This window comes from Pseudomonas sp. IPO3778 (genome assembly GCF_013386825.1).
In the GTDB taxonomy this organism is placed as follows: domain Bacteria; phylum Pseudomonadota; class Gammaproteobacteria; order Pseudomonadales; family Pseudomonadaceae; genus Aquipseudomonas.
In genome coordinates, this window is record NZ_JACARC010000017.1 from 87,815 (window position 1) to 101,805 (window position 13,991).

Genomic DNA, 13,991 nt, shown 5'->3' on the forward strand with positions numbered 1-13,991 from the left:
TCTTTAGCTAGCGGGCGATCCGGTGTTTACGCAGTTTTCTGTACAAGGTATTGCGGCTAACCCCCAGTTGCTCAGCCGTGTGGCTCATGTGCCAGCGCTGCTGCTCCAGGGCATTGAGCAGCGCCAGGCGCTCCGCATCATCCAGGGGCGAATCCGAAGACTCTTCCATCCTCACGGGCTGCGGCCGGACCTGGCGAATGGCTATCGGCAAGTCCTCAACCCCAATCCGTCCGTCGTCACAGAGTGCCGCCAGGGTGCGCAATACCGTGCGCAACTGCCGCACGTTACCCGGCCAAGCGAATGCCAACAGGGCCTGGCGGGCCTCGACGTCGAGTAACACCGCCTGATCGCTGGCCTCCTCGGCCAGCAGGAAGTCCAGCAACTGTGACTTGTCACTGCGTTCACGCAACGGCGGCAAGGCCACTTCCAGCCCATTGAGCCGGTAATACAGGTCCTCACGAAAGCTGCCGTCCTGCACCCGGTCCACCAGGTGACGGTGGGTGGCGCTGATGATTCTGACGTTCACCGCCTGGGGTTCTCCGCCGATGGGCACCACCAGGCGGTCCTCAAGCACCCTTAATAGCCGGGTTTGCAACGCCAGCGGCATATCGCCGATTTCATCCAGGAATAACGTACCGCCGTCCGCCTGCTGCAGCTTGCCGCGCATGCCTTCCTTGCGGGCACCGGTGAAACTGCCGCCGCGATAGCCGAACAGCTCGCTTTCGATCAGGCTTTCGGGGATGGCGGCGCAGTTGAGGGCCACAAAGGCTTTATCCGCGCGCAGGCTGGCATGGTGCACCGCCTTGGCAAACGCCTCTTTGCCCGACCCGGTTTCACCCTGGATCAGCAGCGGCACATCACGCTCGAACACACGCAAGGCTCTGCGAAAATCGTTTTGCAGCGCCGCATCCCCCAGGCAAATGCCCGGCAGCCGCGGCCGCTCGGGTACGGCCTGGGCCACCGGCGCCGGCACGCTCCGTGGCTGGCCGCGCAACACCGCGAACAACCCACGGCCATCGCGGGTACGCAGGGGCCAACTGGCGCTGGCATTCGCGCTGGCACGCCCGAGCAATTCGTCCAGGGAGCAATCGAAAAACGCCTCCACCGGCTGCCCCATCAAACCGCCACGGACTTTCCCCAGCAGGTTCAACGCACTCTGGTTCACCGCACAAATGCGCCCTTCACCATCGAACGCCAGCAACCCTTCGCTGAACAAGCCCACGGACTCCGCCTGTAAATGAAAGCGCAGCAACCACTGGTTCTCAAAATGCCGCAGGAAGTAACAGCTCTCGATCATTTTCGCCGAGAGATTGACCAGCGCCATGGTGTGGAACTGGCTCTGGCGCGACACCGCTTCCCGGGCAGACGAAACATCCAGCACCGCCAGCAACTCGCCATGGGGGTCGAACACCGGGCTGGCCGAGCAGGTAAGGCCGGTGTGCCGGCCACGGAAGTGTTCATCGCGATGAATGGTCAGGGACTGGCGCTCCACCAGGCAGGTGCCAATGCCATTGGTGCCTTCGCAGGCCTCGCTCCAGTCGGCGCCCAGCCACAACCCGGCGCGCTCGAAAATCTTGCGCTCGCTGGGGGCGGTGACGCAGTTAAGGATCACCCCGCGGGCGTCGGTGAGCAGCACCGCATGGCCAGCACCGGAGAGCTGTTGATGCAGGCTGTTCATTTCGCTGCCGGCAATGGTCAGCACTTGCTGCAGGCGTTCGCGGCTTTCCAGCAGGCGGCCATGTTCAAGCACCGTGGGGGCGATGGTCAGCGCGGGGTCGAGGTGATAGTCCTCAAGGCAGCGCAGCCAGGAGCGGGCGATGGACGGATCGCTGCCGGGGCCGTGCAGCGGGTCCTGCCCACGGGTGACGGTCAGGACTTGCTGGGCATGGCGACTGAAATGATCGTTTTGCATGTTCTTATTATTCTCCCTGCGTGAACGACACCGCGCGAACACCCAGCATCCTCCAGCGCTCCGACCATTGCAATCCCGGGCAGACCCATGGGTCACAGGCTGTACCGTTTATGGCACAAAGTGTCACTCGGCCTGTATCAGGCGTGCCACAGCAACGGTTTGCAACAACCTCCAACCCCTTGATTTACGGGCACTGCGAGGCACTGGCCCAACCTTTGCTCTACGCTTTAACAAGCACAACCGTGCGTCCTCCAATAAACACAAAAGCCAGGAGATACCCACCATGCGTTACGCACACCCCGGTACTGAAGGCGCTATCGTTTCGTTCAAGGCCAAGTACGGCAACTACATCGGCGGTGAGTTTGTTGCGCCGGTCGATGGCAACTATTTCACCAACACCTCGCCGGTCAACGGCAAGCCTATCGCCGAATTCCCGCGTTCCACGGCCAAGGACATCGACAAGGCCCTGGACGCCGCCCACGCTGCCGCTGACGCCTGGGGCAAGACCTCGGCCCAGGACCGCTCGCTGGTGCTGCTGAAAATCGCCGACCGCATTGAGCAGAACCTCGAACTGCTGGCCATTACCGAAACCTGGGACAACGGCAAGGCCGTGCGCGAAACCCTGAACGCCGACATCCCGCTGGCCGCAGACCACTTCCGTTACTTCGCCGGCTGCATCCGCGCCCAGGAAGGCAGCAGCGCCGAAATCAACGAACACACCGCCGCTTACCACTTCCACGAGCCGCTGGGCGTGGTCGGCCAGATCATCCCGTGGAACTTCCCGCTGCTGATGGCCGCCTGGAAACTCGCGCCCGCCCTGGCCGCCGGCAACTGCGTGGTGCTCAAGCCCGCCGAGCAAACCCCGCTGGGCATCAACGTGCTGATGGAGCTGATCGGCGACCTGCTGCCGCCAGGCGTGCTGAACGTGGTGCACGGCTACGGCAAAGAAGCCGGCGAAGCCCTGGCCACCAGCAAGCGCATCGCCAAGATCGCCTTCACCGGCTCCACGCCAGTGGGCTCGCACATCATGCATGCGGCCGCCGAGAACATCATTCCGTCCACCGTTGAGCTGGGCGGCAAATCGCCGAACATCTTCTTCGCCGACATCATGAAAGCCGAACCGCAATTCATCGAGAAAGCCGCCGAAGGTTTGGTGCTGGCGTTCTTCAACCAGGGTGAAGTGTGCACCTGCCCGTCCCGCGCGCTGGTGGAAGAGTCGATCTACGACGACTTCATGAAAGTGGTCATGAAGAAGGTCGAGTCGATCAAACGTGGCGACCCGCTGGACACCGACACCATGGTCGGCGCCCAGGCGTCCGAGCAACAATTCGACAAGATCCTGTCCTACCTCGAAATCGCCAAGGGCGAAGGCGCTGAGTTGCTGACCGGCGGCAAGGTCGAGAAGCTGACGGGCGACCTGTCCACCGGCTATTACATCCAGCCGACCCTGCTCAAGGGCACCAACAAAATGCGGGTGTTCCAGGAAGAAATCTTTGGCCCGGTGGTGAGCATCACCACCTTCAAGGACGAAGCCGAAGCCCTGGCAATCGCCAACGACACCGAGTTCGGCCTGGGTGCCGGCTTGTGGACCCGCGACATCAACCGCGCCTACCGCATGGGCCGGGCGATCAAGGCCGGGCGTGTCTGGACCAACTGCTATCACCTGTACCCGGCGCACGCCGCGTTCGGTGGTTACAAGAAGTCCGGCGTGGGCCGTGAAACCCACAAAATGATGCTCGATCACTATCAGCAGACCAAAAACCTGCTGGTGAGCTACGACATCAATCCGCTGGGCTTCTTCTAACTGACAACCCGCTCCCACATTTGAAACGCAATAAAAAATGTGGGAGCGGGCTTGCTGTGGCGAGCGGGCTTGCCCCGCGTTGGGCTGCGAAGCAGCCCCGTCAATCGGTGGTGAACCCAACGGGGGACAAGCCCCCTCACCACAGCAAACCCGCTCCCACACGTGATCTTCACAAGACCTTGCGACTCATCCGGCTTAAGTCAGCCGGGACAAAACAATAAGAAAGGGATTCCATTATGCCTAGCGAACCAAACGGCGCTCCGGCGTCCGGGTCTTCCGTCGACTTCGAAAACGTCGGCACCGAATACTTCCAACAACGGGAACTGAAAAAAGGCGCCGCCGGCTGGGTGCTTCTGGTCGGTCTCGGGGTTGCCTATGTTATTTCCGGCGACTACGCCGGTTGGAACTTCGGCCTGGCCCAGGGTGGCTGGGGCGGCATGTTCCTCGCCACACTGCTGATGGCCACCATGTACCTGTGCATGTGTTTCTCCCTGGCCGAACTCTCTTCCATGATTCCTACCGCCGGCGGCGGCTACGGCTTTGCCCGCAGCGCATTCGGCCCCTGGGGCGGGTTCCTCACCGGCACCGCGATCCTGATCGAATATGCGATCGCCCCCGCCGCCATTGCGGTGTTTATCGGCGCCTATTGCGAGTCGTTGTTCGGCATTGGCGGCTGGATGATCTATCTGGCGTTCTACATCATCTTTATCGGCATCCACATTTTCGGCGTGGGTGAAGCGTTGAAGCTGATGTTTGTGATTACCGCCGTTGCCGCGATTGCCCTGGGTGTGTTCCTGGTGGCGATGGTGCCGCATTTCAGTGTCGCCAACCTGCTGGACATTCCGGTGACCGAGGCCAAGGGTGCCAGCACCTTCCTGCCCTTTGGCTATGTGGGGGTGTGGGCGGCGATCCCCTATGCGATCTGGTTCTTCCTGGCCGTCGAAGGTGTGCCGCTGGCCGCCGAAGAAACCAAAAACCCCAAACGCGACCTGCCTCGCGGCCTGATTGGCGCCATTGTGGTGCTGACCAGTTTCGCCCTGCTGATTTTGGTGATCGCACCCGGCGGCGCTGGCGCCTACGCGCTGATGGCATCGGGAAATCCGCTGGTGGAAGCCTTGTCCAAGGCCTACGGCGGCTCCACGTGGATGGGCCACTTCGTCAATCTGGTGGGCCTGGCCGGGTTGATCGCGAGCTTCTTCTCGATCATCTACGCCTACTCTCGGCAGATCTTCGCCCTGTCCCGCGCCGGCTACCTGCCGCGCAAACTGTCCCAGACCAACAAAAGCAAGGCGCCGGTGCTGGCCCTGGTCATCCCCGGCATCATCGGGTTTGGCCTGTCGCTGACCGGCCAGGGTGATTTGCTGATCCTGGTGGCCGTGTTCGGCGCGACCATTTCCTACGTACTGATGATGGCCGCGCACATCACCTTGCGCATCCGACGCCCCAAAATGGACCGCCCGTACCGTACGCCGGGCGGCATCTTCACCTCGGGCGTCGCCCTGGTGCTGGCCTGCATCGCTGTTGTGGCGGGCTTCCTGGTGGATCCGCGCGTGGTCATTGGCGCCGCGATCATCTATGGAGTATTAATTGCTTACTTTGCTTTCTACAGTCGGCATCACTTGGTAGCAGGCACGCCGGAAGAAGAATTTGCGGCGATCCAGGCCGCAGAGGCCGCCTTGCACTAAACGCCGTAAACCTCGGTGCGGGCGCTTTACTCAAATGCTGCCCGCACCGACAAGGAGACTCTGTATGGCAAGCTTTTCCCACGCGGTCGGCGCATTGACCTACCGCTTTGACAGCCTCAAGGACGTGATGGCCAAGGCCAGCCCGGCGCGTTCCGGGGACTTCCTGGCCGGCGTTGCCGCCCAGAACGACGGTGAGCGGGTCGCGGCGCAAATGGCCCTGGCCAATATTCCGTTGAAACACTTTCTTGAAGAGGTGTTGATCCCGTACGAAAGCGACGAAGTCACCCGGCTGATTATCGACACCCACGATAAACAGGCATTTTCGGTGATCAGCCACCTGACCGTGGGCGGCCTGCGGGACTGGCTGCTCAGTGACGCGGCCGATGAACACAGCCTGCGCGCCCTGGCGCCCGGGCTGACACCGGAAATGGCGGCTGCCGTGTCGAAGATCATGCGCGTGCAGGACTTGATCCTGGTGTCGCAAAAGATCCGCGTCATCACACAATTTCGCGGCACATTGGGCCTGCGCGGGCGCCTGTCCACCCGCCTGCAACCCAACCACCCCACCGACGAACCCGCCGGCATCGCCGCGAGCATTCTCGACGGCCTGCTCTACGGCAACGGCGACGCCATGATCGGCATCAACCCGGCCACCGACAGCATCGCTTCGATCTGCGCCATGCTGGAAATGCTCGACGCGATCATCCAGCGCTACGAAATCCCGACCCAGGCCTGCGTGCTGACCCACGTCACCACGTCCATCGAAGCCATCAACCGTGGCGTGCCGTTGGACCTGGTGTTCCAGTCGATCGCCGGCACCGAAGCGGCCAACGCCAGTTTCGGTATCAGCCTGAGCGTGCTGCAGGAAGGCTACGACGCAGGCCTGAGCCTGAACCGCGGCACCCTCGGGCAAAACCTGATGTATTTCGAAACTGGCCAGGGCAGCGCCTTGTCGGCCAACGCGCATTTTGGCGTCGACCAGCAAACCTGTGAGACCCGCGCCTATGCGGTGGCCCGGCATTTCAAGCCGTTTCTGGTGAACACCGTGGTCGGTTTTATCGGCCCCGAGTACCTGTACAACGGCAAGCAGATCATCCGCGCCGGCCTCGAAGACCACTTCTGCGGCAAGCTGCTGGGCGTGCCGATGGGCTGCGACATCTGCTACACCAACCACGCCGAAGCCGACCAGGACGACATGGACACCCTGCTGACCCTGCTGGGCGTGGCCGGGATCAACTTCATCATGGGCATCCCGGGCTCCGACGACATCATGCTCAACTACCAGACCACCTCGTTCCACGACGCGCTGTACGCCCGGCAAACATTGGGTTTAAAGCCGGCGCCGGAGTTTGAACAGTGGCTGGCGAAGATGGGCATCTTCACGCAAGCCGACGGCAAGGTGCACTTCGGCAACAGCCTGCCACCGGCATTTCGCCACGCCCTGGCGCAACTGGGATGAAGAAGGAACCGCCTGTGCACATCGACACCCCGGAAAATAACGTGGACAACCCGTGGCTGGAGCTGCGGCGCCTGACCCCGGCGCGGATTGCCTTGGGCCGTACCGGTACCAGCATTCCTACGGGTGCGCAGCTGGATTTCCAGTTTGCCCACGCCCAGGCGCGGGACGCGGTACACCTGCCGTTTGACCATGCAGGACTGAGCAGCCAACTGGCCGAGCGTGGCCGCGACACCCTGCTGCTGCACAGCGCCGCCGTCGACCGCCATAGCTACCTGCAACGCCCCGACCTGGGGCGGCGCCTGAGTGATGAGTCGGCCCAGGCATTGCGCGACTACGCACAAGCCAACCCCGGCGGCGTGGACCTGGCGGTGGTGGTGGCCGACGGTTTGTCGGCCCTGGCGGTGCATAAACACACGCTGCCGTTTCTGACACGCATGGAGGAACAAACCCACGCTGAAGGCTGGTCGCTGTCGCCGGTGATTCTGGTGGAACAGGGCCGTGTGGCAGTGGCTGACGAAGTCGGCCAGTTGCTGGGGGCGAAAATGGTGGTGATCCTGATCGGCGAACGGCCGGGGCTCAGCTCGCCGGACAGCCTGGGCCTGTATTTCACCTACAACCCCAAGGTGGGCCTCACCGATGCGTACCGCAACTGCATCTCCAATGTGCGGCTGGAAGGCTTGAGCTACGGCATGGCGGCTCATCGCCTGCTTTACTTGATGCGTGAGGCCTGTCGCCGGCAGTTGTCGGGGGTCAATCTCAAGGATGAAGCGCAGTTGCAGACACTCGAGTCGGATGATCCTGACCTGATGAAAGGCAACTTCCTGCTCAGCGCACCTAAGGACTGATCCCTGCACGATTGCGCTTTTTGTCCGCTTTAGGCAGCATCGAGACACGGCCGCTTGTGTGGTCATACCCCATTTGGAAGTTGAGGCCTGGCATGCGGATAACTCAAGCGACCCTGGAACACCTGGACCTGTTGACCCCGCTGTTCGTCAAATACCGCGAGTTTTACGGCGCATTGCCCTTCCCTGATTCGAGCCGCGCCTTCCTGGAAAAACGCCTGCGCCGCAAGGAGTCCGTGATCTACCTGGCGCTGGCCGACGATGACGACAAGAAACTGCTCGGCTTTTGCCAGCTGTACCCGAGCTACTCCTCTCTCTCGTTGAAGCGCGTGTGGATCCTCAACGACATCTACGTGGCCGAAGACGCTCGCCGGCAGCTGGTGGCCGACAACCTGATGCGCACCGCGAAGAAGATGGCCAAGGAAACCCACGCCGTGCGCCTGCGTGTCTCCACCAGCAGCGACAACCAGGTGGCACAAAAAACCTACGAATCCATTGGCTTTCGGGAAGACACCGAGTTCAAGAACTACGTGCTGCCCATCAGTGAAGACTGACATCTATTAACCAAACGACATGCATCGGGTGTGGGAGCCCCCTCCCACGCTGAGTCGGTGTCTACACTAAGACCCATGTCGCGACATTCCCCGCTACAAAACCAACACGCTTTTCACGACTCTGTCCGTATAATGCGGACCTTTCAGGGTCGTAAGAAATACCCCACTACCTTGTAGCCCTTATTACCCGAAGCCTCCGCACAGGCCCGCTGAGCCAGGCCATTCACACAGGTGCCCTCCATGGATTTCAACCCGCTCGACCTTATCCTGCATCTCGACGTGTACCTCGACATGCTGGTGAGAAACTACGGAGTGTGGATCTACGCCATTCTGTTCCTGGTTATCTTTTGCGAAACAGGCCTGGTGGTCATGCCATTCCTGCCGGGTGACTCCTTGCTGTTTATCGCTGGCGCCATCGCAGCGGGCGGCGGCATGGACCCTGTATTGTTGGGCGGCTTGCTGATGCTCGCGGCCATCCTGGGGGACAGCACCAACTACGTGATAGGACGAACGGCCGGGGAGCGCTTGTTCAGCAACCCCAACTCGAAAATCTTCCGTCGCGACTATCTGCAAAAAACCCACGATTTCTATGACAAGCACGGCGGCAAAACCGTGACCCTGGCGCGCTTCCTGCCGATCCTGCGGACCTTTGCACCGTTCGTCGCCGGTATCGCGAAAATGCCCTACCCGCGGTTCTTCGGTTTCAGCGTGTTCGGCACCATCCTTTGGGTCGGCGGCCTGGTAACCCTGGGTTACTTCTTCGGTAACGTGCCGTTCATCAAGAAAAACCTGTCGCTGCTGGTGGTGTTCATCATCCTGCTGTCGCTAATACCGATGATCATCGGCGTGTTCCGCAGCCGCTTTGGCCGCAGCTCCTCCGAAGCCAAGCCGCAGTAACCGGCGATGTGGTCCCTCAGCGCCTGGCGTCGCCGGCGCCTGCTGGCCAAGCACCCGATTGCCGATGAAACGTGGCAGCGGGTGCGCCATCACCTGACCTTCCTCGACGGTATCACCGCAGAAGAAGACCAGTGGCTGCGGGAAGCCTGCGTGGTGTTCCTCGCCGAAAAACACCTCACGGCCCTGCCCGGCGTCGAACTGCACCAGGAACAACGCCTGCTGCTCGCCGCCCAGGCGCAACTGCCGCTGATGAACCTCGGCGACCTCGACTGGTACCAGGGTTTCCACGAGATCGTGCTGTACCCCGACGACTTCCTCAGCCCCCAGCGCCATCGCGACGCCAGCGGCGTGGAACACGAGTGGGACGGCGAGCACAGCGGCGAAGCCTGGCAACAGGGCCCGGTGATTCTCGCCTGGCCGGGGGTGCTGGCCAGTGGCAACTGGGAAGGCTACAACCTGGTGATCCACGAACTGGCCCACAAACTGGACATGCTCAACGGCGACGCCAACGGCCTACCGCCGTTGCACAGCCACATGCGCGTGCAGGAGTGGGCCAGCGTCATGCAAAGCGCCTTCGACGACCTCAACCACCAGCTTGACCGCAACCCGGACGCCGAAACCGCCATCGACCCGTACGCCGCAGAAAACCCGGCCGAGTTCTTTGCCGTCACCAGCGAATATTTCTTCAGTGCCCCGGATTTGCTGGTCAGCACTTATCCACAGGTGTACGCGCAACTGAGCCACTTCTACCGTCAGGATCCCCTGGCGCGCCTGCACCAACTGCAGGCCGGCGACGTGCGGTACCCGACTGAACGCCAAGCGCCCTACGACGTCTGACGCATGGCATCGGCGTCAGAATATGCCTATAATCGCCGCCACTTTTAGGCCAATCCGGCCATGTTTCATGGCCAACTACGGGGGCAACGCCCAATGAGCTACAGCAAGATTCCGGCTGGCAAAGACCTGCCGAACGACATCTACGTCGCCATCGAGATTCCGGCCAACCACGCGCCGATCAAATACGAAATCGACAAAGACAGCGACTGCCTGTTCGTTGACCGTTTCATGGCCACCCCGATGTTCTACCCGGCCAACTACGGTTTCATCCCCAACACCCTGGCTGACGACGGTGACCCCCTCGACGTGCTGGTCGTAACCCCTTACCCGGTTACCCCAGGCTCGGTTATCCGCGCACGCCCGGTCGGCATCCTGAACATGACTGACGACGGCGGCGGCGATGCCAAAGTTATCGCAGTCCCTCACGACAAGCTGTCCCAGCTGTACGTCGACGTGAAGGAATACACTGATCTGCCGCCACTGCTGCTGGAACAGATCAAACACTTCTTCGAGAACTACAAAGACCTCGAAAAAGGCAAATGGGTGAAGATCGACGGTTGGGGCAACGCAGACGCCGCCCGCGCCGAGATCATGAAGTCGGTGGCTGCCTACAAAGGCTGATACCGCTACTCGCTCTGAAAAAGCCCCGATTATTCGGGGCTTTTTTTTGGGAAAAACATAAACACCCCGCCATTTTAATAAACACTTTTACAGCTCATGTTTAACTAGCTTAGTTAACTAATAGAATAAGCCTTCAATAAGGAAACACCTACATACGGCAACTCAACGCATGGTTTATTTGATCTGACTTTACGGCCAGTAAACTCTGCGTTTATGAATACATCAGGTGATCGCTTAAGAGCGCTATTAAGGGAAGTTCATCTTTCCGCTTCCGACTTCGCCAAGAACCGCGATGTTACGCCTCAACACGTAAACAACTGGTTCAAACGCGGCGTCCCCATGGGCCGTCTCAACGAGTTCGCAGAACTGCTGTGCGTCACCAGCCGCTGGCTGCGCACGGGTGAAGGCCCCAAACATCCACCCACCAACTACCTGCTGGAAGGCAACGAAGCAGACAACTCCCACCGTATCGCCCGCGAACAAAGCGGCAACTACATCACTCACCCGGTCTCGGGGCCGGTAAAAATCGACGTGGAGATTCCCCTCCACCCCACCTTCACCTCAACCGAAAGCATTCGCCTCTCCCTGCACACCCTTGAAACCATCGGCGTCAACCCGGAGCGGGCACTCGGTGCCTACATGGTCGGCAACAGCATGATCGATATCATCCAGGACGGAAGCACCCTTGCCATCGACTGCGGCCGCAAAAAAATCATCGACGGCGAGATCTACGCGGTACAACACGATGGAATGTTGCGCATCAAATACCTCTACAACCGCCCCGGAGGCGGCCTGCGAATGCGCAGCCACAACAGCGCCGAGCACCCGGACGAGTTTTTGACCTACGAACAGCGGCACGAGCAGAACTTCGAGATTCTGGGTTGGGTGTTCTGGTGGGCCACGCTGAATAATCGCCGCCCACCGGTGCCGCTGGATGAGCATTTATTGGGCTACGAAGGCTCTAAATCGGATCCGAAGCTGGGAAATTGAGGCGAATGTGGGTATCATGCGCCGCACATTTGGCAGGGGGTTGGCGTAAAGCCAGTCCGCCCTGCCTGGCGATGCGGAGGAGTTCCCGCTGATGCCCCTTATCACCCGGGCGCGAGTTTGGGTGAACGATTTGAAGGCTGGTGAGGTTTACCAAAAATAAGCTGAACCAGTCCCCGAGAAGCCGGCCACAAGCCGGCTTTTTAATTGTCCGAAATAATCCTATCCCATCCAAGAATCTTCCTGATAGCTTAGCTATTCTGGGGGCTTCAGGCATACCCCTGTCCGATAGTGTTCAACGCCATTTGATCTCATCCGACGATGAAGTGGGGGGACAGGTGGGGGGACAAGACGGACTGCAAGGGGAAATCAATGAGTAAGCTGAATCCGAAACAAGTCGAAAACCTGACTGAACCCGGCACCTATGAAGATGGTGATGGGCTTCGCTTGGTGGTCAAACCTACCGGACGTAAATCCTGGCTACTTCGCTTTCAATTAGCGGGACGTCGTAGGGAAATGGGCTTGGGCTCATTCCCTGAAGTCAGTCTCAAGAAAGCCAGACAAGCAGCCAGTGCCAAACGCAGCCAACTGAGCGATGGCATCGATCCCCTAGCTGCCAGAGACATAGAACGTGCAGCTCAACGGGAAGCCGAACGAGTAAGTGAAGCCAAGAAACTGAAGTTTGAAACACTCGCAACGGAATACCGGGATGCTCACGGCGCGACGTGGTCGGAGAAGTGGCGTAAAGGCTGGCTGCGAAAGCTGGAGCTGTATGCGTTTGCTCACATAGGCAAGCTGTCAGCCGAAGACATCGGGACTCCCGAAGTGCTCAAGGTGCTGCAACCTATCTGGGCTACCAAAACGCGAACTGCCGATGAGGTTCGTGGGCAAATTGAGCAAGTCCTGGACGCCGCCAAGGCACGCAATCTACGAGAGGGTGAGAACCCTGCTCGCTGGCGCGGGCACTTAGACAATCTGTTGAGCCGTGCTGAAAAGAAGAAGGCCCGGAAGCGCGAGCACTTTGAAGCGTTGCGCTGGCAGGATGTGCCGGATCTGATGATAAAACTCAGGGCAAACTCCACGCCTCCGTCTTGGGCCGCTCAACTGTTGATCATGACCAGCGCACGCGCCCACATGGTCAGGTTCGCTCGTTGGGATGAGTTTGATCTAGAAGCTGGGACTTGGTCGATGCCAGGTGAGCGAATGAAGATGCGGGTACCTTTCGTAATTCCGCTTGCCGAAGAAGTAGTAAAGCTGGTTAAGAGCATTCCGCGAGATGAGGGAAGCGCCTTTCTATTTCCAGGCCAGGGCAAGACAGGATTCATGCATGCAAACGCAATACGAACGCTCCTACACGGCATGGAGTATGAACATGTAACACGACACGGCTTTCGATCCTCGTTTCGTGATTGGGCCGGTGAGTGCACTCACTACCCACGCGAGGTTTGCGAGATGGCGTTGGCGCATGATGAACGCGATCAGACTGAAGGGGCCTATTCTCGCTCAGACTTTTTAGATAAACGCCGCTTACTAATGAACGACTGGAGCAACTTTATAACTTCCCCCACCACAGTATCCCAACGTTGAGCGTGCCATCACTTCCGCCCAGCCGGAAGATCGGTTGGACAAATCCCCCTGACCTACGGCTTTAGGAATTGATATGCCATCTACTAACTGGTCACCGCACCTAGTGGGCCACTGGCAATAAGAGCAGCACCACAAGCGGTTTTCATACCCTCAAGAGCCACCGGAGTCCCGTCTATCGTGTAGGTGCTGCTGCCCTCGGCTATGGCGAAGATACCTTTGCACAGAGGGCAACTGACCTTATGGCCGACACCAGCAATGGGTTTGCCGTTGAGGTCGGCTTGGGAAAACGCTTCAAGTACCACTCCACCGTGGCTGGTGGAGTCACCAAGGCGAATGATGTCTTTCAATTAGCAGTCCCCTTCACTTGAAAATATCGCTTTGTCGTAAAAATACTGCACTCAGCTTTCATGATCCCAAGATAATTTGGAATCCGGAGCCCCACTTGCGCCAAAATGCAATAAGGCCTTCTTCGCCGTCTCTTTATCAACACATTGGTGCTGGGGATAGCTGCCGGATTGCCCTCCTACGACTACATCGCAAAACCCACTATCAGGCGAATCTGCGTTGATCAAGGTAAACAGCGATTGGTCTACGCCTATACCGACAAAGACAATATAAATGTTGTCTCTTCCTCCGCCGACGCTCATGAAATTTTCATCATCGATAAAAAACAGAGTTGAGCTGAATGCCCTGCCATCCAAGCGATCTAGCGCTGAAAGTAGGTCTGATTCGCGGGGATTTAAGCGCTCGTGAGAGTTACAGCGGTTACCCATGCTTTCATCTTCAATTATCTTTTTGATCTTCAT

At 59.4% G+C, this 13,991-nt stretch carries 13 protein-coding genes; 10 read left to right on the plus strand and 3 right to left on the minus strand.

Annotation, left to right across the window (positions count from 1 at the left end):
* Positions 1–7: 7 nt before the first annotated feature.
* Positions 8–1,912: a sigma-54-dependent Fis family transcriptional regulator gene (locus HX855_RS06880; RefSeq protein WP_177082833.1), complete on the minus strand. Its 1,905-nt coding sequence runs from the start codon at positions 1,910–1,912 to the stop codon at positions 8–10.
* A 283-nt stretch (positions 1,913–2,195) separates the two neighbouring features.
* Here HX855_RS06880 and HX855_RS06885 point away from each other — a divergent pair, with 283 nt between their 5' ends.
* The 10 genes from HX855_RS06885 to HX855_RS06930 all read left to right on the plus strand — a co-directional run bounded on the left by HX855_RS06885 (position 2,196) and on the right by HX855_RS06930 (position 13,185).
* On the plus strand, positions 2,196–3,716 hold the full coding sequence (locus HX855_RS06885; RefSeq protein ID WP_177082835.1) for an aldehyde dehydrogenase family protein: 1,521 nt from the start codon (positions 2,196–2,198) through the stop codon (positions 3,714–3,716).
* A gap of 236 nt (positions 3,717–3,952) precedes the next feature.
* Positions 3,953–5,401, plus strand: coding sequence for an ethanolamine permease (gene eat / locus HX855_RS06890; RefSeq protein WP_177082837.1), 1,449 nt, complete (start codon positions 3,953–3,955; stop codon positions 5,399–5,401).
* 64 nt (positions 5,402–5,465) lie between these two features.
* Complete coding sequence (locus HX855_RS06895; protein ID WP_177082839.1) at positions 5,466–6,860, plus strand: ethanolamine ammonia-lyase subunit EutB; 1,395 nt, start codon at positions 5,466–5,468, stop codon at positions 6,858–6,860.
* Complete coding sequence (gene eutC / locus HX855_RS06900; RefSeq protein ID WP_177082841.1) at positions 6,857–7,705, plus strand: ethanolamine ammonia-lyase subunit EutC; 849 nt, start codon at positions 6,857–6,859, stop codon at positions 7,703–7,705. Before HX855_RS06895 ends, eutC begins: the two co-directional genes overlap by 4 nt.
* Before the next feature lie 92 nt (positions 7,706–7,797).
* Complete coding sequence (locus HX855_RS06905) at positions 7,798–8,256, plus strand: N-acetyltransferase (protein WP_177082843.1); 459 nt, start codon at positions 7,798–7,800, stop codon at positions 8,254–8,256.
* A 240-nt stretch (positions 8,257–8,496) separates the two neighbouring features.
* Positions 8,497–9,153 carry a DedA family protein gene (locus HX855_RS06910; RefSeq protein WP_177082845.1) on the plus strand — a complete coding sequence of 219 codons (657 nt, stop codon included), beginning with the start codon at positions 8,497–8,499 and terminating at the stop codon, positions 9,151–9,153.
* A 6-nt stretch (positions 9,154–9,159) separates the two neighbouring features.
* Entirely contained in the window at positions 9,160–9,990 is an 831-nt protein-coding gene (locus HX855_RS06915; RefSeq protein WP_177082846.1) for a zinc-dependent peptidase, read from the plus strand.
* A gap of 93 nt (positions 9,991–10,083) precedes the next feature.
* Entirely contained in the window at positions 10,084–10,611 is a 528-nt protein-coding gene (gene ppa / locus HX855_RS06920; protein WP_003176323.1) for an inorganic diphosphatase, read from the plus strand.
* A 213-nt stretch (positions 10,612–10,824) separates the two neighbouring features.
* Positions 10,825–11,601 (plus strand): XRE family transcriptional regulator, encoded by a 777-nt coding sequence (locus tag HX855_RS06925; RefSeq protein ID WP_177082848.1) that lies wholly within the window; start codon positions 10,825–10,827, stop codon positions 11,599–11,601.
* Positions 11,602–11,970: 369 nt separating this feature from the next.
* Complete coding sequence (locus HX855_RS06930; protein WP_177082850.1) at positions 11,971–13,185, plus strand: integrase arm-type DNA-binding domain-containing protein; 1,215 nt, start codon at positions 11,971–11,973, stop codon at positions 13,183–13,185.
* Between the two features lie 83 nt (positions 13,186–13,268).
* Here HX855_RS06930 and HX855_RS06935 read toward each other — a convergent pair whose 3' ends face one another.
* Positions 13,269–13,532, minus strand: coding sequence for a PAAR domain-containing protein (locus tag HX855_RS06935; RefSeq protein ID WP_177082852.1), 264 nt, complete (start codon positions 13,530–13,532; stop codon positions 13,269–13,271).
* 51 nt (positions 13,533–13,583) lie between these two features.
* Positions 13,584–13,991 carry an Imm1 family immunity protein gene (locus tag HX855_RS06940; protein ID WP_177082854.1) on the minus strand — a complete coding sequence of 136 codons (408 nt, stop codon included), beginning with the start codon at positions 13,989–13,991 and terminating at the stop codon, positions 13,584–13,586.